This is a genomic window from Methylobacterium sp. CM6247, from assembly GCF_054817925.1.
The window spans coordinates 3677588-3696468 of record NZ_JBTXKX010000003.1; the positions used below are offsets into that span (position 1 = coordinate 3677588).

Annotated in this window: 20 protein-coding genes; 10 read left to right on the top strand and 10 right to left on the bottom strand. The window is 60.6% G+C overall.

All coding sequences use genetic code 11. The features are described 5' to 3' along the window. The first annotated feature begins 35 nt into the window (after nucleotides 1-35). From ACYQOP_RS18220 to ACYQOP_RS18240, 5 genes are all read left to right on the top strand, one after another. On the top strand, nucleotides 36-473 hold the full coding sequence (locus ACYQOP_RS18220) for a hypothetical protein (RefSeq protein WP_461223355.1): 438 nt from the start codon (nucleotides 36-38) through the stop codon (nucleotides 471-473). Next, nucleotides 470-1312, top strand: coding sequence for a regulatory protein GemA (locus ACYQOP_RS18225; RefSeq protein ID WP_461223356.1), 843 nt, complete (start codon nucleotides 470-472; stop codon nucleotides 1310-1312). Before ACYQOP_RS18220 ends, ACYQOP_RS18225 begins: the two co-directional genes overlap by 4 nt. A 188-nt stretch (nucleotides 1313-1500) precedes the next feature. After that, the gene (locus ACYQOP_RS18230; protein ID WP_461223357.1) at nucleotides 1501-2235 is read left to right on the top strand and encodes a hypothetical protein; all 735 of its coding nucleotides are present in this window, start codon (nucleotides 1501-1503) and stop codon (nucleotides 2233-2235) included. Continuing rightward, nucleotides 2232-3449 carry a helix-turn-helix domain-containing protein gene (locus ACYQOP_RS18235; RefSeq protein ID WP_461223358.1) on the top strand — a complete coding sequence of 406 codons (1218 nt, stop codon included), beginning with the start codon at nucleotides 2232-2234 and terminating at the stop codon, nucleotides 3447-3449. Before ACYQOP_RS18230 ends, ACYQOP_RS18235 begins: the two co-directional genes overlap by 4 nt. A 453-nt stretch (nucleotides 3450-3902) precedes the next feature. Then, nucleotides 3903-4967, top strand: coding sequence for a type I restriction endonuclease subunit R (locus ACYQOP_RS18240; protein ID WP_461223359.1), 1065 nt, complete (start codon nucleotides 3903-3905; stop codon nucleotides 4965-4967). Between the two features lie 785 nt (nucleotides 4968-5752). Here ACYQOP_RS18240 and ACYQOP_RS18245 read toward each other — a convergent pair. Beyond that, the gene (locus ACYQOP_RS18245; RefSeq protein ID WP_461223360.1) at nucleotides 5753-8635 is read right to left on the bottom strand and encodes a PAS domain S-box protein; all 2883 of its coding nucleotides are present in this window, start codon (nucleotides 8633-8635) and stop codon (nucleotides 5753-5755) included. After that, nucleotides 8622-8825 carry a type II toxin-antitoxin system ParD family antitoxin gene (locus ACYQOP_RS18250; RefSeq protein ID WP_207414314.1) on the bottom strand — a complete coding sequence of 68 codons (204 nt, stop codon included), beginning with the start codon at nucleotides 8823-8825 and terminating at the stop codon, nucleotides 8622-8624. Before ACYQOP_RS18250 ends, ACYQOP_RS18245 begins: the two co-directional genes overlap by 14 nt. A 435-nt stretch (nucleotides 8826-9260) precedes the next feature. Between ACYQOP_RS18250 and ACYQOP_RS18255 the strand changes: the two genes are divergently transcribed. Beyond that, on the top strand, nucleotides 9261-9458 hold the full coding sequence (locus tag ACYQOP_RS18255; RefSeq protein WP_461223361.1) for a hypothetical protein: 198 nt from the start codon (nucleotides 9261-9263) through the stop codon (nucleotides 9456-9458). Here ACYQOP_RS18255 and ACYQOP_RS18260 read toward each other — a convergent pair. Beyond that, nucleotides 9455-9652, bottom strand: coding sequence for a hypothetical protein (locus ACYQOP_RS18260; protein ID WP_461223362.1), 198 nt, complete (start codon nucleotides 9650-9652; stop codon nucleotides 9455-9457). The two genes, ACYQOP_RS18255 and ACYQOP_RS18260, sit on opposite strands and share 4 nt — an antisense overlap. 161 nt (nucleotides 9653-9813) lie before the next feature. Here ACYQOP_RS18260 and ACYQOP_RS18265 point away from each other — a divergent pair, with 161 nt between their 5' ends. Then, the gene (locus tag ACYQOP_RS18265) at nucleotides 9814-10020 is read left to right on the top strand and encodes a hypothetical protein (protein WP_461223363.1); all 207 of its coding nucleotides are present in this window, start codon (nucleotides 9814-9816) and stop codon (nucleotides 10018-10020) included. A 28-nt stretch (nucleotides 10021-10048) separates the two neighbouring features. Here ACYQOP_RS18265 and ACYQOP_RS18270 read toward each other — a convergent pair whose 3' ends face one another. Together ACYQOP_RS18270 and ACYQOP_RS18275 are read right to left on the bottom strand one after the other, a co-directional pair. After that, the gene (locus ACYQOP_RS18270) at nucleotides 10049-10342 is read right to left on the bottom strand and encodes a hypothetical protein (RefSeq protein WP_461223364.1); all 294 of its coding nucleotides are present in this window, start codon (nucleotides 10340-10342) and stop codon (nucleotides 10049-10051) included. Between the two features lie 761 nt (nucleotides 10343-11103). After that, nucleotides 11104-11295 carry a hypothetical protein gene (locus ACYQOP_RS18275; protein ID WP_461223365.1) on the bottom strand — a complete coding sequence of 64 codons (192 nt, stop codon included), beginning with the start codon at nucleotides 11293-11295 and terminating at the stop codon, nucleotides 11104-11106. A 29-nt stretch (nucleotides 11296-11324) separates the two neighbouring features. On the opposite strand from ACYQOP_RS18275, the gene ACYQOP_RS18280 reads away from it, so the two are divergent. Next, nucleotides 11325-11816, top strand: coding sequence for a hypothetical protein (locus tag ACYQOP_RS18280; RefSeq protein WP_461223366.1), 492 nt, complete (start codon nucleotides 11325-11327; stop codon nucleotides 11814-11816). A 165-nt stretch (nucleotides 11817-11981) separates the two neighbouring features. On the opposite strand, the gene ACYQOP_RS18285 is transcribed toward ACYQOP_RS18280, so the two are convergent. The 3 genes from ACYQOP_RS18285 to ACYQOP_RS18295 all read right to left on the bottom strand — a co-directional run bounded on the left by ACYQOP_RS18285 (nucleotide 11982) and on the right by ACYQOP_RS18295 (nucleotide 14685). After that, nucleotides 11982-12239: a hypothetical protein gene (locus ACYQOP_RS18285; protein WP_461223367.1), complete on the bottom strand. Its 258-nt coding sequence runs from the start codon at nucleotides 12237-12239 to the stop codon at nucleotides 11982-11984. Between the two features lie 1807 nt (nucleotides 12240-14046). Beyond that, on the bottom strand, nucleotides 14047-14265 hold the full coding sequence (locus ACYQOP_RS18290) for a hypothetical protein (RefSeq protein ID WP_461223368.1): 219 nt from the start codon (nucleotides 14263-14265) through the stop codon (nucleotides 14047-14049). A 141-nt stretch (nucleotides 14266-14406) separates the two neighbouring features. Next, nucleotides 14407-14685, bottom strand: a complete 279-nt coding sequence (locus ACYQOP_RS18295) for a hypothetical protein (protein ID WP_461223369.1) — start codon at nucleotides 14683-14685, stop codon at nucleotides 14407-14409. Between the two features lie 146 nt (nucleotides 14686-14831). Between ACYQOP_RS18295 and ACYQOP_RS18300 the strand changes: the two genes are divergently transcribed. Next, nucleotides 14832-15014, top strand: a complete 183-nt coding sequence (locus ACYQOP_RS18300) for a hypothetical protein (RefSeq protein ID WP_461223370.1) — start codon at nucleotides 14832-14834, stop codon at nucleotides 15012-15014. Between the two features lie 148 nt (nucleotides 15015-15162). Here ACYQOP_RS18300 and ACYQOP_RS18305 read toward each other — a convergent pair whose 3' ends face one another. After that, on the bottom strand, nucleotides 15163-16827 hold the full coding sequence (locus tag ACYQOP_RS18305; RefSeq protein WP_461223371.1) for an ATP-binding protein: 1665 nt from the start codon (nucleotides 16825-16827) through the stop codon (nucleotides 15163-15165). Continuing rightward, nucleotides 16820-18328 (bottom strand): ATPase domain-containing protein, encoded by a 1509-nt coding sequence (locus ACYQOP_RS18310; protein WP_461223372.1) that lies wholly within the window; start codon nucleotides 18326-18328, stop codon nucleotides 16820-16822. Before ACYQOP_RS18310 ends, ACYQOP_RS18305 begins: the two co-directional genes overlap by 8 nt. Nucleotides 18329-18676: 348 nt before the next feature. On the opposite strand from ACYQOP_RS18310, the gene ACYQOP_RS18315 reads away from it, so the two are divergent. Next, on the top strand, nucleotides 18677-18805 hold the full coding sequence (locus ACYQOP_RS18315; protein WP_461223373.1) for a hypothetical protein: 129 nt from the start codon (nucleotides 18677-18679) through the stop codon (nucleotides 18803-18805). Nucleotides 18806-18881: the final 76 nt, after the last annotated feature.

Below are 18881 nucleotides of genomic sequence, written 5' to 3' on the forward strand. Positions count from 1 at the left end.
GGCCGGTTTTCCTTCCGCCAGAAAGGCTGTCTCCGATGAACGATCACGTCAATCCGAAGCATATCCCGATCATGGCGATCAATGAGGCCGGCGAGCGTCATCCGCTCCGGTTCGATCCAGACGGAGCATCCATCGGGCCCAAGGTTCCTGAAAGCCTTCTGATCCGTTGGAAGGCGATGCTGACGAACTGTGCGAAGGCGCAGGCCCGCCTGCACTCCTCCTACGAGCGAACCTTCAAGGAACAGGAAGCATGCGTACGCGTCATGCGCGGCCTTTTGGAGGATGCCAGCGGTATAGCGGACGATCTACGCGCTCTCGGCAACCTTTTGGACATGGCACTTAACAGTCAGAACGTCGAAGAAAATCTTGCCCAGGCCCTACGTTTGGTGGACGGCTCAATGACGACGATGGCCGACCGGTTGAACAGCTTGGAAGAGCAGGGCGATGCGGCACGTGCAAGGCACTTCCAATGATCCGCCCGGCGCAGCGTAAGCTTCTCGACCGCGCGCGTGAGGCGAAAGCCTCCGACGCAGCCGACTTCGCCGAGGTGCTCCGCCGCTGTGGCGGCGTGGATAGCGTCGAGGCCCTGACGGCGCGAAGCTTCGACAGGCTGATGGACCATTTCACCGTCAAGGGCTTCCGCTGCCGTGAGAGACCGATCCTCTCGCCGGAAACGCGAAAGCTGATCTGGGAAGCGGCGCGACTGCTCGACTTGTCCGAGCATACCTACAACGCGGACCTGCGCGGTCATGCCGGGGCATCCGATCTCCGCGATATGACGGGTTACGGCTTGATCGACCTGCTGACGCGATGGGAGCATCGTGGCCTGAAGGTGGCGACCTTCACCGCCAAGCGCCGCTCCGTCACTACGGCGCAACTCAAGCTGATCCAGGTTGCCCGGAAACAGAACGCGATGGAGGATCGACGTTACTACGGCATGCTCCAGGGCCTCGGCGGGGTCGTGTCGGCAACCGACCTCGACGGACGCGGCTTCGACCTGTGCATGGCCTTCCTCGGCGCGGAGGGATTTCACCGCGAGCCACTTGCCCGCGCGGAGCCGGGTTTTGGCCGCCGCCCCGGTTTCGCATCGCCGGAACAGGTGGAGCTGATCCGATCCCAGTGGCGGGAATGGTTCGGGCCGACGCCAGAGGCTGACGCCGTTGTTGAAGCGGCCTTGAACGCTTGGCTCGAAAAGTACCATCGCGCTTCGTCGTTGCGCTTCCTCACCACCGCATCGGCTGGCAAGGTCATCACAGCGCTTCGGGCAATGAAGACGCGGAAAAGGCCTCATGCCATTGCTCGGACCGGGTGAGCATAAGGTGAGGATAGAAACGCCACGTACATGCGACCAACCCCATTGCCCGCCTAACACCCTTAGGCGGGCGTTTTCCTTCTCGGGCGAGCTCAACACCACCTGCACAATTCGCTTATACCTTCAGAAAGCCGATCTGGCGCCAGCGACCTCTCGCTTGACTTTTTCGGCAAAATCCGACATGACGCTTGGATGGCAGCTCCACCCAAGGGGTCAGCGTGGTATCGGCAGTTCATCCAACCGATTACATCGTTCAAAATGATCTCGATCCGGAGTTCATTGAGACGGTCCTTAAACAGCTCCCTTGGGAGTATAATCGTCTCTTCGGAGAGCTGTCGAAAGATCGGCAGTTAAACGAGGATCAAAGAACCGAAGAATACAATAAAAGGCGTGGCCTCTGTGCCACCGAAGCGCTCATATTTGCGTGTGATCGGCATAAGGTGCCGTACGAGCGCATGCGGCTACACTACAACGGGCAGACTAAGTTGCTCGTTCGAATGGGCCGGATCATAATGCTACAAGAAGCAATCGACGCCTTCGGCGATCCACTCAAGTCGGCTGACTATAAAGTCGAGCTAGCGAGCACAAGCAGCACTTGCCGTCAGCTAGAGTTTGATTTTGGGGATGGCCGGTTTCGGCATCGAGAGTGGTCGGGGTGCATCTTAGCTGTGCTTCTTCATAAGCCGGCTGGCACGCAATTCACAAAGGAACATAAGCAGCTCGGAGGGGTAGCTCTCGGCATTCCTGATGCAGGCTATACGCATTGGACCCGGAGGTTCGACCTCATGGAGATCGCAATGTTCGGCCGTAGGGGAGCAGGCTGGCTCTCTGACACCGAGGATAAAAGTGTTCCGGACGATCAGACTGACAACGTGGTTGTTAAGCCCAAGAAGAAGAACACGGAAAGAGAAACAGGAAGATGAGTGTCGGAGTTCAGGCATTCCAGGGTAGTCGCTTGAAAGAGGCCCGGCTTGCGCGAGGCCTCTATAAGAATGCTCTCGGCGATATGATCGGTGTAACTGGAACATCGATCACAAACTACGAGGAAGGCCGCGACAAGCCTCAACATGAAAAGCTGTGTGCTCTCGCTAATCAGCTTAATTTTCCTTATGAGTTTTTCCTTCGCCCCACCTGGTCGGAGCCACTAGACTTGATTTTTTGGCGGTCTCAAGCTGCCGAGACTAAGACGGCGCGTGATATGACCAAACAGCGGATGCGTTGGTTGGCCGAGTTGTTTGCGCTTCTTGAGGCGGAACTGACGTTTCCGCATTTTCATCTTCCGCGCCTCGACATACCAAGTGACTTCCGTCTGATCACGCCCGAAGTGATCGAGAGTGCGGCGGAGGCCCTTCGTACTCATTGGAAACTGGGAGTACGCCCTATCCCGGATGTCACGCTCGCGCTTGAGAATGTAGGCATCCCGGTCGTGAACCTTGATATCCCTTCCGAGAAACAAGACGGCCTCTGCTATCACTCTGATTATCTGCATAGACCGTTCGTCGCGATCAACACCTATAATGTTAGCTGTAGCCGAGCGAGATATGATTGCGCCCACGAGCTTGGCCACATCATACTTCACGCTCACGTCTCCCCACAGCAGAACAGGGATCCTGCGCTGCATAAGATTGTCGAGGATCAGGCGCATCGGTTTGCCGGGGCATTCATATTTCCCCGCGAAGCTTTCTTCCAAGAGGCGCGAATTGTTTCCTTGGACTATTTGTGTTCGCTCAAGAAGCGCTGGGGCATCTCGATAGGTGCGATGATCTTCAGGGCCTCGAACTTAGGGCTTATCGGCAAGGAAGAGCGGGGCATTCTCTTCAGGAATTTGACCCGCCGGGGCTGGCGCGGCGTTCTGCGCGAACCGTTCGACAGCCGAGCGGAGATGCCAATGGAGAAGCCGCGCATGTTGAAGCGCGGAGTTGAAGCTCTTCTGAGCGAGGGCTTCTATACGAGAGACGGGCTACGATCCCTTATGGCGTTGCCGGATCGTGAGCTTGAGCAGCTTACGGGCGTTGAGAACGGCTTCTTCAATTCGGCGGAGTTGGTGCAACTGGCCGTGCCGAAGCATTCCAGACATCTTCGTTCTCGCGATATGGAAAGTGGAGAGATTATTGAGTTCACGAGGCGATTTCGATGATCTCATGCCGATGCCTAGCTAAAATTAAGGCGGAGGCATAGGATCCGAATTCGCTATTTGACTTACTTAGATAAGGGGATGGAAATGCCCCCCCTTATCTTTATTCGACAGGAGCAGTCTCGCGGTCGCAACCATGCTCTTTAAAAACGATATAATGTCACTCGCTGGGACTGCCTGCGCCTTGCTTCGTTTCCATAGGACAGGCAAAATCACTGCTTGGTCGCCGTGACGACCGGGAAATTCGCAGGTCCGGTTTGGCGTCCCGCTATCTCAGCGGGCTGCTGTTACGGGGAAGGTGGCGTACCCCCTCGGCGGCCGTCTCATAGCTTCAGAGCATTGCGCTGAGTTTCCTCGACCCAGCGCCGCCGCGCTTCATGACGGCCGAGGCGTGAAAGAGCCCTCGACTCTCTCGGGCGGGGTGAAGCACACTCGGCTTCCAAGGGAGAGCGCGACATGAACTGCGATCGCATGAACGAAACAGATGTCCGCGAAATCATTGTCCGCCCCTTCCTCGATAAGCTTGGCTATAAATACGGCACGGAAGCACATATCCGCACTGAAGTAACGCTTCGGTATAGCCGTGCTTTTTTGGGAAGAAAGAACTCCAAAAAAGATCCAGTCCTGCAAGGTAGGGCTGATTATATATGCGAAATCGTTCCATACGGGCGATGGGTTGTGGAAGCTAAGGCTTCAAGCGTTGAGCTAACAATCGAGGAGTCAGAGCAGGCTCACACATACGCTACGCATCCAGAAATAGGAGCATTTTTTTATCTTTTGACTAACGGTAGAGAATGGAAACTGTATCGCATTGGCGAACCTGGGAAAAGCATTCTATCGTGGGAGAATGAGCAAACGGACAATATGTTACTTACGCTCAAAAATGTACTTGGTCCGGAGGCTTTCAAGCTCCGTTCTAAACATTACGAAATAGACGTAGGAAAACCGCTAGCCCTGGGATTACCCTCGAAGGCCGAGATTAATGGTGGGTTTGCTACATACGCTGAGACGAAATCGCCCAATCCGATGCTGAATGCGTCGTTGGCGAGGCTTAATGGATTGCGCGCACCTGTAACGAAAGGCATGGTCTCACGGTTGGAGGATGGAACCATCGAAGCTCGCATCTCTATGCTGAGTGTTGCATCAGCTGGCGACGCCATGATGGGAAGCAATGGTATGAGCGACCTATCCTTTCGGTCGACGGACGAATATCTATCTTGCGACTGCGAGAACCCGACTATTTTTACAAACTTGGCTCGGATCGATACCGCCCCAGGCGATGTAATGCCAGAAGTGTTAGGGGTTCCATCCATCGTATTGCCCTTCGGGGTTTCCATGACAGCCTTTACGCAAGCTGTTGGATTTGTAAAAAATGACCGTTTTATAGGTACATTCGAGGTATCCTACCTTAGTAAGGCTTCGGCTCCTCTAAACACAAACCACCAAATTCAAGCGATGGCGAAAATGTTTGCTGAACAGACGTTGACGACTATCGGCGACTTTGATCTTCATATCGGTTGAACAAGATTTAAGGTGATGGCTGGGCAACAACTTGCTCTTGTCGCCGGTGCTACCTTGTTCTAGAATTCTGCAGGTCGCCGAGGCCCGAGAAATCTCGCTCATTCGGCTGTGCAATCCCGCCCTGGTAGCGGGCTGTGCTGTTACGGGGAAGGTGGCGTACCCCCTCGGCGACCGAAGCCGGCTTGCGGTGCCTACTGATCGCCACATAGGATCGCTGGCGGTCGCCGAGGCCCGAGAAATTCGCTCATTCGGATGTTGCCATCCCGCCCTGGTAGCGGGCTGTGCTGTTACGGGGAAGGTGGCGTACCCCCTCGGCGACCGAAGCCGGCTTGCGGTGCCTACTGATCGCCACATAGGATCGCTGGCGGTCGCCGAGGCCCGAGAAATTCGCTCATTCGGATGTTGCCATCCCGCCCTGGTAGCGGGACGCGCATGAACGGGGAAGGTGGCGTACCCCCTCGGCGACCGTATTCATCAAATCGTCTTCGGCGCCCTCACAGGCCGATTCATAGGCTCGGGCACCCCGGCTGATCCAAAGGGCATGAAAGCCGCCCACGACGTTCAATGGTGGTTCAAATTCGATGCTAGTTCGCAGGGAGCGCCAGCTCGGCTGCACGGCAGACCACTTGCCCAAAAATAGGGGAGTTTTTCCCGGAGCGAACATGCGATCAGGCTTCCAGGACCGTCGCTCGGTTGCCTTCTATCGCAGGCGTAGAGATCAGGGGCCCTCGCCACCGTGAGCCCGCGTGGCGGATTTCAGCATGTTGGCCTTTGCCGCACGCGAATTAGCGCCCCACAACCCGCCTGCGGCGCTTGCGGCTGGCGGCCTTACTCAGCAACCGTGAAAGCTCTTCGACGGAGTAGGGCTTCTGCAGGAGCTCGAACCCATGGTCGCTCTCCTGGGCGAGCACGTGGCTGTAGCCGCTGGTCAGCACGACGGGTAGACCGGGATAGAGCCGCCGGATCTCTCGACCCAGCTCGACGCCATTCATGCCCGGCATCACGACGTCTGAGAACACGACGTCGTAGGCGATGGGCTTCGCTGCGAGAGCCAACAGGGCCTCCGAGGCATTCGCGACCCAGTGAGTGCTGTAGCCGAGTTCTTCCAGCGTCTGGGTCGAGAAGAGGCCAACCTCGCGATTGTCCTCAACGACGAGCACGCAGGTGCCCCGCCCATCGACCGTGGGCTCGCTGGAGGCAGCGTCTTCCAGACTGCTACCCTCGATCGTGGCGCGTGGCAGGTAAAGGCTGAATGTCGTGCCCCTCCCGACTTCGCTTTCGACCAGGACCTCGCCTCCGGACTGTTTGGCGAAGCCGAACACCTGGCTGAGACCGAGACCGGTCCCTTGCCCGACGCCTTTGGTCGTGAAGAACGGCTCGAAGATCCGGTCGAGCTGATCGGCTGGGATGCCGGTGCCGGTGTCCGACAACGCAATCCGGACGAAGTCACCGGCCTGCTCCGGATGTGAGCGCAGGGCCGGGATGGTTGACGCCCGGTCAACGGCAATCGTGAGCCGGCCCTCACCATCCATGGCGTCGCGGGCATTGACGGCCATGTTGACCAGGGCAGTGTCGAACTGGCTCGGGTCCGCGCTGATACGGCAAGACTCGTCTTCGATGCGGATCGCGACTTCGATGCGGGCACCGGTCAGGGTGGCGACCATGTCGCCGATGGCCTGCACGCTCTGGTTCGCATCGAACACCTCTGGGCGGAGGGCCTGTCGCCGGGCGAAGGCGAGCAGCTGACCCGTGAGTTTGGCAGCTCGATCGACGGTGTCCGAGATCGCCCCGATGTAGCGCTCACGCCGCTCCTCGGTGAGGTCGGGGCGCTTGAGGAGATCGGTCGAGGACTTGATGACGGTCAGGAGGTTGTTGAAGTCGTGTGCGACGCCGCCCGTGAGCTGGCCCACGGCTTCGAGCTTCTGCGACTGCCGCAGCACCTCCTGGGTCTGGAGCAGGCTGGCGGCTCGCTCCTTCTCCTCCGTGACATCGCGCGAGACGCAGTAGAGCAGGCCCTCGACGGGCACCGCGGTCCACGACAGGGTGCGGTAACTGCCGTCTCGCGCCCGGAACCGGTTCTCGAAGGCCAGTGTCAGTCCGCCGGCGGCGAGGCGGTCGACCTCGGCCCGCGTCTTCTCGCGATCGTCGGGATGTTCAAGCCACTCCGAGGTGTTCCCGAGAATCTCGTCGTAGTCCCATCCGAGGATCCGCGGCCAAGCCGGGTTGATGCTGATCCAAACGCCGTTCGCATCGGCGACGCCGAGCATGTCCTGGCTAACCTGCCAGATCCGGTCCCGCTCCTGGGTGCGCTCAGCGACCAATTCCCCAAGCGTCTCGTTCAGCTCTCGGAGACGCCGCTCGTCCTGACGCCGCTTCGTGACATCGGAGACGGTCAGCACGGCGCCGACAATCTCCTCCCCCCGGAGGATGGGCGCGTTTGAGCAGACCATTTCGACGGGCGTGCCGTCCCGGCGGAAGAACGTCGCCTCTCGCTCGCGGAGTACTTTCCCTTCGCGGATTGCGTCGACGAAGTTGCATTCTGAGACCGGAAACGGACGCCCATCGGGGTAGTGGTGGTGAGCGGCCTCGTGCAGGTCCTGCCCGATCAGCATGCCCGCATCCCAGCCAAGCATGATGTGCGCCGTGCGGTTGGCGAAGGTCACCACGCCATCGAGGTCGAGCTGAAACACGGCTTCGCTGACGTGGTCGGCGACAGTCTGGAGTAGATCTGTCTGCTGCTGCAACACGTCGGTCGCGAGCCGCTGGTCGGTGCGGTCCCTCAGGATCTTGAGGTAGCCGATATGGGTGTCGTCATCGGCATGGAGCGGCATCATCTCGCCGAGGGCAAAGAACCGCGACCCATCCTTGCGCTGGTGCCAGCGCTCGTCGTTGCCACGACCACTCTCGCGGGCCGCTGCCATCTCACGTTCTGGAGTGCCGGCTAGTACATCTTCCTCGGTGAAGAAGACGTGGGCGAGTTGGCCGCACATCTCTTTTTCGGTCCAGCCGAGGATCGTCTCGGCACCGATATTCCAGCTCGTGACGAGGCCATTGAGATTCATTGTGATGATGGCGTAGTCGATGGCGCTGTCGATGATTTGCCGGTGGCGGGCATCGCTCTCCCGCGACTTACGCCACGCTTCATCCCGCGCAGCCATGGAGCGACGCAATTTCATCTGCGACATGACCTGTCGGGCCAAGGCTTCCAGACTCTCGGTCTGAGCCAGCGTCAGCCCTTCCGGCCGAGGCTCCACGTCGATGACGCAGAGGGTCCCGAGCGCGACGCCCTCGTCTGTTTCGAGCCGGGCGCCGGCGTAGAAGCGGATGCGAGGTCCGCCCGTCACCAGGGTGTTGTCCCGGGTGCGCGGATCGGCGGTCAGGTCGGGAATGATGAGGAGACCGGGCTGAAGCAGGGCGTTCGCGCACACCGATTGCGACAGAGGCGTTTCGCAAGCGTCGAAGCCGACGCGGGCCTTGAACCACTGCCGGTCACTGGCAACGAGACTAACCAGGGCGACCGGCGTCTGGCAGATCCGCGAGGCGAGCAGGACGATGTCGTCGAAACCCTGCTCGGCGTCGGTATCGAGGATGGCATAATCGTCGAGGATGGCGAGGCGGGTGGCCTCGTCGACCGAGTGCTCGGAGCGCACGGTTTCACGGGCGGTCATGGGTTTGTCCTGAGGCGATCTTCGCCCCGCGCTTGCGCCGGGCCTTGGCTTCGTCGCGCTCGATCAGGAGACGGAGCGCCACGCGGACCATCTCGCTGGCCGAGGCGTACTCACCCTGGGCCACCTGATGATCGACGTATTCAGCGAGAGGTCCGGTCAGGGCGATGTGTCGGGGGTGCCTGGCAGCCATGAGAGGGCCCTATCATGACCCCAATGGGGTGTCGTCTTTCGGCCACCAAATTTCGGCTTCTCTAGCTGGTCCGTAGTGTCGCAATCCGGTGACGGGCGGGATTTGTTGTGATGCGATAGAAGCCGCTCTGCGCTTCGTCATGATCGAGGCGTTTGGTGTCGGCACCACTTACTGCGCCCGGCGTGGTCACGAGGTCGCCCGATGATCCCCGCCGGATACCAGTGGGGGCTGTTCGCCCCCGACCTCGACCCGGCCGAATGCCATAGCGCCGGGAGCGAGGGCGAACTTCTAGGCAAATCGCAGAGCTTGGCGAGTTTCCAGTACGCACGGCCAAGCTGGAATGCTTGGTCGCATGTCATACCCACGCAACCGTGCAGCGAAACCATCCCTATCGGCCAGGATTGATCGTCAACGCACCTGCATTGGCAGATCGCCATGATCTACACCCGCAACCGTTTCCTTATCTGGGCTCCCCGACCTGAGAAGCGTCACTCGACCCTGTTCAAGATCGGAGTCGACTATGCGATGGCGGACGCTTTCCCCCTCATCGAGGGCGACTTCCCTGAGCGCATTGCGCGGGCAATCGAGGCCCTTAAGGCAGCCGAGACGAGAGCGGGCGGACTCATCGCTTAGCTCGGCGGGAAGCGCCCGATCAAACGCACACCGTCCCACAGGTCCACGCCGTGGGCATCCAACATAGCTTTGGCTTTGTACTTCGCCTCGCGATCATCGAGGGCGAAGAACAGGACCGTAAGCGATTCCGCCCCGTCGGGGCCAACGAAGGTAGCCCAATAGGTCGTGCAATCTTTCTCGGCAGGTGCAGCCAAGCTGGCAGCTCCTATGGCCCAGCTTATACGTTTCCGACCGAAGATTGGTGCGTTGCATTCAGGTCTCGTGGCCTTTTGATCCCCGGAGGGCATCCGGCGGCCTGCCCCCCGTGATGCACGGAGGTTGCACCGTCACCGTCTGGATTGGTCCGGAGGGCTCAATGGCTGAAGTAGATCCTGCTGCGCCGTTTTGGGTTGGTTTTGAAGCCTTTAACCAGGGTGATACCTTGGATGAATGTCCCTACCAACGGGGTTCAGACGAAAGCGATATGTGGTCTGAAGGGTTCCGCCTCGCCAGCAATCTCGTTGTGGGCTCGAAGAGCGAACGGTTTGACCGCGCTGTGTTCCACTCTGGCCACAGCGAGTAGGCCCTGGAACTTGAGCGCAACGGAAACCCTATTCATGGGTCGCGTCCGCTTTTGCGCGCGCAATAACGGCCTGCAGAGCCGTACTACCCTCAGTCAGAAACCATGCCCGCAAGGCGTCGGTTATCTCTGCTGTGTCGCCGGACCGCTCACGGAAGAGTTCAACGTAGCGGGTAAGTTCGCGCTGCAGGAATGTGTCGAGATAGCCAGAGCCTTTAGTCCGCGCGAGGTCAACGAGAGCATCATTTAGAACGCGACGCATCATTTCGCCGACCATGGCTGAGACATAGACCGCCTCAGCGCTGCCTTGTTCGGGTTCCGTCAACCAAGCCTCCGATCTGTCTCATAGCCGTGCAGAGACGCCGCCCGCGTCCTAGACCGGGCGTGGTACCTCAGGCAAACTTATCGGCGACAAAGGACATGAAGGCGGTCTCGCAAGGGTCCGGCTCTCGCTCAGCAGCGCCGGTTAAATCGTCTCTGCCCAGTGCCGTCCGCGAATGGCAAGGCAAAGGATAATCCGCGCGAACTGGCCCCAGTGGGGGATGCTCTACTGGAACCGGACGGGACGGGGGCAGCCATCGCTCGCGGACTCTCGGCGATGTTCTTCACAGCGTAGGGCCTGCTGCTCGGCGAGACGGCCTAAAAACCGCTCACGTTCTTCATGAGTCTCGGCGTCGATCTTCGCCTTGTCCGGCCATGTCGAGGCCGAATAAATGGCAAGAGGCGTTATTGCGAGAAGGGTTATCACAAGGATTGGGCGCAACATCTCGGCTCTCGCTTCAGTGGCCGCTCATGCATTTGAATTCAACATCCCGCGATGTGTGGCGTTCCACGCGCAAAATAAGTTGATAAAATTATTGCTTATTGATGGTTACCAAATCATTTCCATTCGAAGACGCGAACCGCAGGAATTTGCGAGCCCGTGCGTTGATGTCCGCCGGGCCCCCCTCTTTTTGCCGCGGATGCGAGCCCGAAGCCATGATCCGTCCTCGGACGACCGAACAGCTTGCTGAATCCATCAAGCAGCCAGAAGCCGTCGTGAAGCCCTCGTCGCAGGAGAGTGCCGACCTGATCGGCCAAGCGCTTCTAGCCCTCGTCACCGTAGTCGAGAGCCAAACACTCGTTGGACCGGCCGTGAGGGCCTACCAGACTGCCATCCGCCGCAATGGCGAGGAAGCAGCGGCCAACGGCGGTCGTGAGGCAATGGAGGCAGCCCTGCGCATTGTAGCCGACGCCGCACATGACCGCGCTGAGCGTAGGGAAGGCCTCATCGATCATGCATGGACTGGCCTACCTGGATGGCGGTCATGATCCCGCCTGCGGTCCGTCAGAAGCTTGGCAAGCTCCTGCCGCTTCTCGGCAGCGATCAGGACAACGAAGTTATCGCCGCCGCCCGCGCCATAGGCCGGACGCTCGCCGCAGCCGGCCTTGATTGGCACGCTCTCACCGGCGCCATTCAAGCCTGGCCTGTCGATGTAGGTACACCACAACCCTCCTCGCGGCCGCCCGCTTCCGGCGACAGCGCCCCCTCCGCACCCTGTAGCAGGCCGGGGATGCGCCTTTGGGATACCAAGCCTGTGGAGCCCTGGAGCAGTGCCGCCGGCTACGCTCTCATGATCGATTGGACGATGCCGAAGGCGTTTGGAGGACGTTTCCTCAATAAGGCTGACCGTGACCGTCTCAGGACATTCGAGCGGTCAGCCCGTGTCACCAACGCCGACGCGGCTTGGATCGAGGAGGTTGTTGGTTTGGCGCACAAATCCGCTGAAACGTGGCGTACCCGAGGGAGACCCGCGTGATCCCCACACCAAAAACGGCGAGGCTTCCGCCCCGCCGTCAATAGTTTTGGATCTCGGGCGGCCGATGAGTGGATTGGGCTGATTGAGACCCAGCCTTCGCGGGGTAGACAGACCTCAGCCCAGGCATGGGCGAACTGGCATCGGCCGAGCCCGGCAGGGTACCACTTAGGCTCGTGCCAATATGCGGTCTTGGCGCACATCGATTTGGTGGGCAATGAACCGGCCAAACGGAGCGTTGGTTTTGCTACGGCGCCGACGCGCGAACGTCCCATAGACACGCTCCAGCGCGAGGACCCGTTCGCTCGGCGTGGAGCATGACGCCTCCAGCGCATCGATTGCAGCCTCTACTTTCTCAACCAACGTGGAGTCGGTGATTTCGGAGGCGGTGTCGATCGCGCGGACGCAAATGCTGACTGGTGTCATCCGCATATTATCGCACGTTTCTGCCTGGTCCCGTAAGGGAGGAGCATTCGTTCATCGCATGCCTGAAAGGGCAAGGCGGAGCGACAATGACAATGGGCGGTGGGTCAGTTCAAAATCTGACGGGATTGACCCAACCTTGGAGTAGTCTGGGTACCGTGGCATGATGGGATATGCAGATCCCCACGTTACCCAATCATAGCGTAGCCGTGTCGGCTTGCCGAAGCGACAAAAACCGCTTTCGGTGGTCAGTGACGACGGCTGGGTTCCACTCCTGCCGATCATCAAGCTCCTATTCGTCCGCTGCTATTGCGCTCGCAGCTGGCATTTCTCACGCACACGTTCTGGCGGAGCCGTATCGTATAAGGACACAGATCAATGACGGGGGGTGGATATAGTAAGCGGTCCTGCGCTTTCCTGTGATGCCGTCAATCTAGATCGATGCGTCTCTGTGAGTAAATGTTTCAGATCTGAAGAGATCTATGGGCCATTCTATACGTAACGGCTAAGGTTGCTCATCAACGGTCTCTACCCTTGGCTTCGATGATTGAGAGAGTCGTGCGCTCCCGCCTCCGATAGGAGCGTGATGAAATGACCCACTCGCCCACATCTCGTGCGGCCTATCAAAATTACAGATCATCGCCGAGCTACGTTGCAATTATGCTCGCGAAGAATGGAGCAGTCATCGGCTTCATCCGCATCAGGGCCCAGAACGACGACCATGCTATTGTGCGAGCGGAGTCCTTGATGGATGGACGGGTGCTAGAGCTATGGGACAATCAGCGATTCATCCAACGCTTTCCGTCCCTGCACTGAGCCCGCCTAACAGCTTCATCACCAGCCGGCAGCCGTTCGGGCGCCAAGTATCGTGAAGCATGCCGGACGGGCCCTCGTGGAGACAGAGGTTACGTCTTGTCCGGCTCGGTCGAGGGAGCGGCAATGGCGCCCACGCCGTGGCCCAGGTCCAAGCCCCTATGAGGGGGTACACCGCTCGGCAATACGGGAGCGGCTGAGGGCTCGTCCCGCGCCTGTACGAGGTCGGCCTCCACCGCTTGGACAAGATCCGCAAATCTGTACGGTTTACGGAGCAAGCGCGTACCCGGTGGCAACTCGTGCTGAAACTCAGCTCCAGCTCCTGAGGTGACAATGATGGCAACACTGGGCCAACGGTGGCGAACGAGGTGCGCGAGGGCAACACCATCACCCGTAATCCTACGCCCCGTAATCAGCATGCGCACGGTAGCTGGTCCTTGAAGCACCTCCAATGCCCCGGTGGCGGTGCGGACCTCTATGGCCTGATAACCAAGATCCGTCAGCATGTCGGCGGTGACCATGCGGACGAGCGGATCAGTCTCTGCAATGAGGATAGCTAAAGGTTTGTCAGACACAGACGTGCTCCGCGAAATCAGGGCGGGAGCACTCGCTACTCTCAGGCACTGACGGCCGGGACCAAAGCCAGTGATGGCCCCTTATGCGCCCATTATCCGCCGGGCGCGATGGCCCCGGATCGTGGCAGCTCATCGCCAAAAGAGTGCACCCTGGTAAGGCCGCTTTTCGCCCGAACCGGATGTTTGAGACGGCCCTCGTCCTCGACCTGAGAACACCAATGCACCGACCCCAGCCGCCACGGCGTTCTCTCGCACGATCTGTAGGAAGAGTGACGAATTAGTCCAGGCCGGCGGACCCGAGGCCCTAGCGCACACCATCGCCATTATCTGCGAGCAGGCCCCAGCCAAGGCCGATCATCGCGAAGCCATCATCACCGAGGCATGAACCGGCCTCGCGGGGTGGCGGGTATGATCGGTGATGCTCAGATCTCTGTCTTACCTCGGACAACCGCTATCTCGCTCGTACCTTTCTGAGCCAGCGCAACATCCCGAGCCTCATTGGTGCCGGTCACAGGCCCGGTCGTCAGCTTCTTCCCCGCAGTCGATGCCGCTTCGGATGCCTGCTCAGCGCAAGCACGTCGGTTGCCATCGTACTCGGTGTTTCCAAGGTCTTCCGTGTGGACGACCAGTTTGTCGGGCATGACTTGCTCTCCGTGTGCGAGGGCAACGTATCCTGCTTCCTGAAGGCCAGGAACAGATTGGCAGCACAAGGCCGCGATCCCGCACACGCAAAAACGGCGAGGCTCTCGCCCCGCCGGTGGTCGTCTTATGGATGTGAAGGCTTAGCGACCGCCGCCCGAGGTCTGGCCGTACTGCTGGACCGGGAAGTTCGGCTGATTGGCGTTGCCTTCCTGAGCCGAGTCGTGGCCCCGGCCACGGCTGTACCCGATCGATCCGGTAGTCAGATCGTCATCGGCTGTGACGCGGCTCGCGCTGGAAGAGGTCACCTCATAGGCCGGAACCTCGCCGCGTGCGAGATAAGTCTTGGCAATGGCCGGCGAATCAACGGCGCTGACGCTGAGGACGACAGCAGCAACAGCAGAAGCAATACGAGTGTTCATGGCACAATCCACTTGGGTTTGCGCGGTCTCCGTCGAATGGCGGTTGGCCGTGACTTGTTCAGTGACCTTGATCTAGGCCTGCCTCGCCCGGGACGCCGTGCGGTTCAACACCTACTCACACATCAACCAGCTTTTGGATTTCGAGCATGACCCCATGCGAACAAGCCGCCTACCTCAAAGGAATCCTAGACGCCCGCGAGTTCGCGATGGTCGCCGCCATCACCATCGAGGCCCGCGAGGTCCGCCAGCAGGCCGCCGCCGCGGCTCTTCACGGCCTAGCTGGAGGATTGAAGCAGCTAGTCCCGCAGAAGCCCGCCACCGGAGCGTGACGCCATGGCGACCATCTCGGCCGAACCAGGAACGAACGGTACGGAGCCCGGCCATGTTCCGCTGGTGTCGGGCGCGTAGAGGTCAGGGACGTCCTGCCTTTGCGAGCCGGATGGCGGGGGTCGTCCGATCAGCTCTGCCGGGGATGAATTACTGCCCCACGACCCGCTTACGGCGCTTCCGGCTGGCAGCCTTGCTCAGCAACCGCGAGAGCTGTTCGACCGAGTAAGGTTTCTGCAGGAGTTGGAACTCGTGCTCGCTTTCCTGGGCGAGCACGTGGCTGTAGCCACTGGTGAGCACGACTGGTAGACCGGGATAGAGCCGCTTGATCTCGCGACCGAGATCGACGCCATTCATGCCCGGCATCACGATGTCCGAGAACACGACGTCGTAGGCGGTCGACTCCGCTGCGAGGGCTGATAGGGCCTCTGCGGCATTCGCGACCCAGTGGGTGCCGTAGCCGAGTTCCTCCAGTGTCTGGGTCGAGAAGGTGCCGACCTCGCGATTGTCCTCGACTACGAGCACGCAGGTGCCCCGTCCGTCGACGATTGCCTCGTCCGCCTGCGTTTCCTGCTGCGCGCCGCCTTTGTTCTCGACCCGTGGCAGATAGAGACTGAATGTCGTGCCCTTCCCGAGCTCGCTCTCGACTAGGATCTCGCCGCCGGACTGTTTGACGAAACCGAAGACCTGCGACAGGCCGAGGCCGGTACCCTGCCCCACGCCCTTGGTGGTGAAGAAGGGCTCGAAAATCCGGTTGAGCTGATCCCCTGGAATGCCGCTACCGGTGTCCGACAGCGTGATCCGAACGAAGTCACCGGCCCGCTCGGAATGCGACCGCATCGCGGGAATAATCGCCGCCCGGTCGATGCTAATCGTAAGCCGGCCCTCACCATTCATAGCGTCCCGCGCGTTGACGGCCATGTTGACCAGGGCGGTGTCGAACTGGCTTGGGTCCGCGCTGATAAAGCAAGCCTCGTCGTAGGTGCGGATCGCGACCTCGATGCGGGCACCGGTCAGGGTGGCGACCATGTCACCGATGACCTGTAGGCTCTGGCTCGCATCGAACACCTCCGGCCTCAGGGCCTGTCGCCGGGCAAAGGCCAACAGTTGCGCGGTCAGCTTCGCGGCGCGATCAACGGTGTCGGAGATCGCCCCGATGTAGCGGGCACGCCGTTCCTCGGAGAGGTCGGGACGCTTCAGCAGGTCGGTAGAGGACTTGATGACCGTCAGGAGGTTGTTGAAGTCATGCGCGACGCCGCCGGTGAGCTGCCCGATGGCTTCGAGCTTCTGCGACTGCCGTAGAGCATCCTCGGAGACCTGCAATTCGGCGGTGCGTTCCGCCACGCGCCGTTCCAAGTCTTCCTCCGTCCGCTGCTTTTCGAGCAGATGGCTCCTGACTTGGTATTGCCGCCGGCGTGCTCGGAGGGCGGAGTCAACGGCGCTCAACAGGGTCAGGGGTTGCACCGGGCGCTCGATCAGGACGACGTTCCGCAACCGCTCGATCAGGCGCTCGCGCTGCTTACGGATAGAGGGGGCCTCGCGGTCGCTCGTCAGCATCAGGAACGGAAGGTCCGACCAGGGTGGCTGCCCCTGCACCCATTCCACCAGGGACTTGACGTCGTGCCCGAGGAAACCTTCCTCGGCGACGAGGACGGTCCCCACGCCCCCGTCGAACGCGTCAAGGAGTGCACCCACGTCGGCGCAGGCCGACGCCTCGTGCCCGGCCCGGTGGAGCACATCGACGGTGGCGGGGCCGTCGCGACCGGTCGGCGCCAGGACGAGGACGCGTTCCCCCATACGGGCGGTTTCAATCATGGGGGAGCTTCGGCATCAAGGGCTTCTGGTTTCCGGTATAGGTCGGCGACCCGGTGAAGATGCCGCTGAACTCGGTCAGGGGCGGGCCGAGCTTGATGCCGTCCGAAGTCAGCTGGTACTCGCGAATGGTGTCCTCGTGTGCGCCGCTGCGCTTCTTGAGCACGGACAGGGCCCTCCGGACACGGCCTTCGGCCTCGAAGTAGCGAAGCATCAGCACCGCGTCGCTGAGGTAGCTGATGTCGACTGGCGTCTCCATCGGCCCGACCAGACCGTGCTGAGCCAGGAGTAGGATCGCAACGACACCCATCTGGCTGAGGTAGCTCAGCAGCTCGTGCATCTGCAGAATGAGGAATCGCTCGTCCGGCATGGCGTTCAGATAGCCGTTGAGGCTGTCGATGATGACGATGCAGGCCTTGTCTCGTTCGACACTCAACCGCACGAGATGGGCGAACTCGCCGGGCGCCATCTCGGCCGGGTCGATCTGCTCGATGCGCAGAGTTCCGGCCTGGATCAGCGGTTCGATGTCCAGGCCAATGGCCTTGGCACGGGCATCGATGGTGCCGCGGCCCTCGTCGAAGGCGAAGATGACGGCGTGGTCCCCCCGCCGAGCCGCCGCCACGGCGAAGGTCAGCGCCAGTGTCGACTTGCCCACGCCGGCGGGACCAATGAACAACGCATTCGTTCCGCGCTCCAGGCCGCCGCCCAGGAGGGAGTCCAACTCGCCGTTTCCGCTCTGTGTGAAGTCGCCGAGAAAGCGCTTGTGATGCTCGGCCGCGACGAGGCGGGGGTAAATCTCAAGCCCGCCCCGGCGGATGGTGAAGTCGTGGTAGCCGCCCTTGAACTGGATGCCGCGCATCTTGATCACGCGCAGACGGCGGCGTTCCGCGCCGAAGTCGACCGGGTTCTGCTCCAGCAGGACGACGCCGTGCGCCAGGCTGTGGAGTGGAACGTCTCCGTCCTGCGAGGACAGGTCGTCGAGGAGCAGCACCGTGCATTGCTGGGCGGCGAAGAAGTGCTTGAGCGCCATGATCTGGCGCCGGTAGCGCAGCGGGCTCTGCGCGAAGACCCGCATCTCCGATAGGCTGTCGAACACGACGCGTGTCGGCTTGAGGGCCTTGATCCGCTCGATGATCCCCGTCGTTGTCTCGCTAAGCTCGACCGCCGAGGGCTGGAACACGGTCAGCTCCTCGTCGGGGTCGAGGCTGGCTTCGGAAGAGGACAGGTCGAAAAGCTCGATACCCTTCAGCGACCAACCGTGGCGCTCGGCGATCAGCTGGAGCTCTGGGCCGCTTTCCGACAGGCAGATGTGCAGGGTCCGCTCACCCCGACGCGCGCCTTCAAGGAGGAACTGCAAGGCCAAAGTGGTCTTGCCGCTGCCGGGCTGGCCTTCGACGAGGTAGACGCGATTGGCATCGAAGCCACCGCTTAGGATCTCGTCGAGTCCTCCGATGCCGGCGGATATGCGCCCCGATGAGGCGTCGACGAATTCGGAAGCAGCCATTGTTTATGCCTAGGTTCAAAATTGGTGTGCAGTGTATTCCAAGACATGCGGCTCAAGGAAATTCGAGCGGAACATCGAAAGTTCTACCACGCCACGGCAGAACGCGCCGCTCCGCTTAGCCGGACTCGCGAAAGGGATTGGCCGCTTCAACCTCTGATGAAGAAGCGGTATCCGATGCCAGACTTGAGTTGATGATGGAGACGACGGTGGTCGTTGATGAGAGCGGGTTGCGGTCGCTGACGAGCCGCAGCCTGGGCGCCGAGAACGCCTCGGCTGCGATGGCCCCCCAAATCGAATCTTTGATCGTTAGCCTCCGGCAGAGCCTCAATGAAGCCGAGGAGCGCCGAGATGCACAGATCGCACGAGTTGCATCGCCTTCAGTGGCAGGCTCAGCATGTGCTCATGATGGTGGAGGAGACGCTCCGATTGGCGCGTCGGAACCTCGACTTCATGGAGATCTGCTTGGAGACCGAATGACCGCCCCTGTTGCCGATGCCGCCAAGAATGCCCTCACCGAGGCTATCGAGGAGCTACGTCGCCGACAGGTCTACCC

What these genes read in the sequence shown, in the direction of transcription:
- ACYQOP_RS18220 (WP_461223355.1), top strand. Translation starts at nt 36, where the DNA reads ATGAACGATCACGTCAATCCGAAGCATATCCCGATCATGGCGATCAAT.
- ACYQOP_RS18225 (WP_461223356.1), top strand. Translation starts at nt 470, where the DNA reads ATGATCCGCCCGGCGCAGCGTAAGCTTCTCGACCGCGCGCGTGAGGCG.
- ACYQOP_RS18235 (WP_461223358.1), top strand. Translation starts at nt 2,232, where the DNA reads ATGAGTGTCGGAGTTCAGGCATTCCAGGGTAGTCGCTTGAAAGAGGCC.
- ACYQOP_RS18240 (WP_461223359.1), top strand. Translation starts at nt 3,903, where the DNA reads ATGAACTGCGATCGCATGAACGAAACAGATGTCCGCGAAATCATTGTC.
- ACYQOP_RS18245 (WP_461223360.1), bottom strand. Translation starts at nt 8,635, where the DNA reads ATGACCGCCCGTGAAACCGTGCGCTCCGAGCACTCGGTCGACGAGGCC.
- ACYQOP_RS18250 (WP_207414314.1), bottom strand. Translation starts at nt 8,825, where the DNA reads ATGGCTGCCAGGCACCCCCGACACATCGCCCTGACCGGACCTCTCGCT.
- ACYQOP_RS18255 (WP_461223361.1), top strand. Translation starts at nt 9,261, where the DNA reads ATGATCTACACCCGCAACCGTTTCCTTATCTGGGCTCCCCGACCTGAG.
- ACYQOP_RS18265 (WP_461223363.1), top strand. Translation starts at nt 9,814, where the DNA reads ATGGCTGAAGTAGATCCTGCTGCGCCGTTTTGGGTTGGTTTTGAAGCC.
- ACYQOP_RS18275 (WP_461223365.1), bottom strand. Translation starts at nt 11,295, where the DNA reads ATGATCGATGAGGCCTTCCCTACGCTCAGCGCGGTCATGTGCGGCGTC.
- ACYQOP_RS18280 (WP_461223366.1), top strand. Translation starts at nt 11,325, where the DNA reads ATGATCCCGCCTGCGGTCCGTCAGAAGCTTGGCAAGCTCCTGCCGCTT.
- ACYQOP_RS18285 (WP_461223367.1), bottom strand. Translation starts at nt 12,239, where the DNA reads ATGACACCAGTCAGCATTTGCGTCCGCGCGATCGACACCGCCTCCGAA.
- ACYQOP_RS18290 (WP_461223368.1), bottom strand. Translation starts at nt 14,265, where the DNA reads ATGCCCGACAAACTGGTCGTCCACACGGAAGACCTTGGAAACACCGAG.
- ACYQOP_RS18295 (WP_461223369.1), bottom strand. Translation starts at nt 14,685, where the DNA reads ATGAACACTCGTATTGCTTCTGCTGTTGCTGCTGTCGTCCTCAGCGTC.
- ACYQOP_RS18300 (WP_461223370.1), top strand. Translation starts at nt 14,832, where the DNA reads ATGACCCCATGCGAACAAGCCGCCTACCTCAAAGGAATCCTAGACGCC.
- ACYQOP_RS18305 (WP_461223371.1), bottom strand. Translation starts at nt 16,827, where the DNA reads ATGATTGAAACCGCCCGTATGGGGGAACGCGTCCTCGTCCTGGCGCCG.
- ACYQOP_RS18310 (WP_461223372.1), bottom strand. Translation starts at nt 18,328, where the DNA reads ATGGCTGCTTCCGAATTCGTCGACGCCTCATCGGGGCGCATATCCGCC.
- ACYQOP_RS18315 (WP_461223373.1), top strand. Translation starts at nt 18,677, where the DNA reads ATGCACAGATCGCACGAGTTGCATCGCCTTCAGTGGCAGGCTCAGCAT.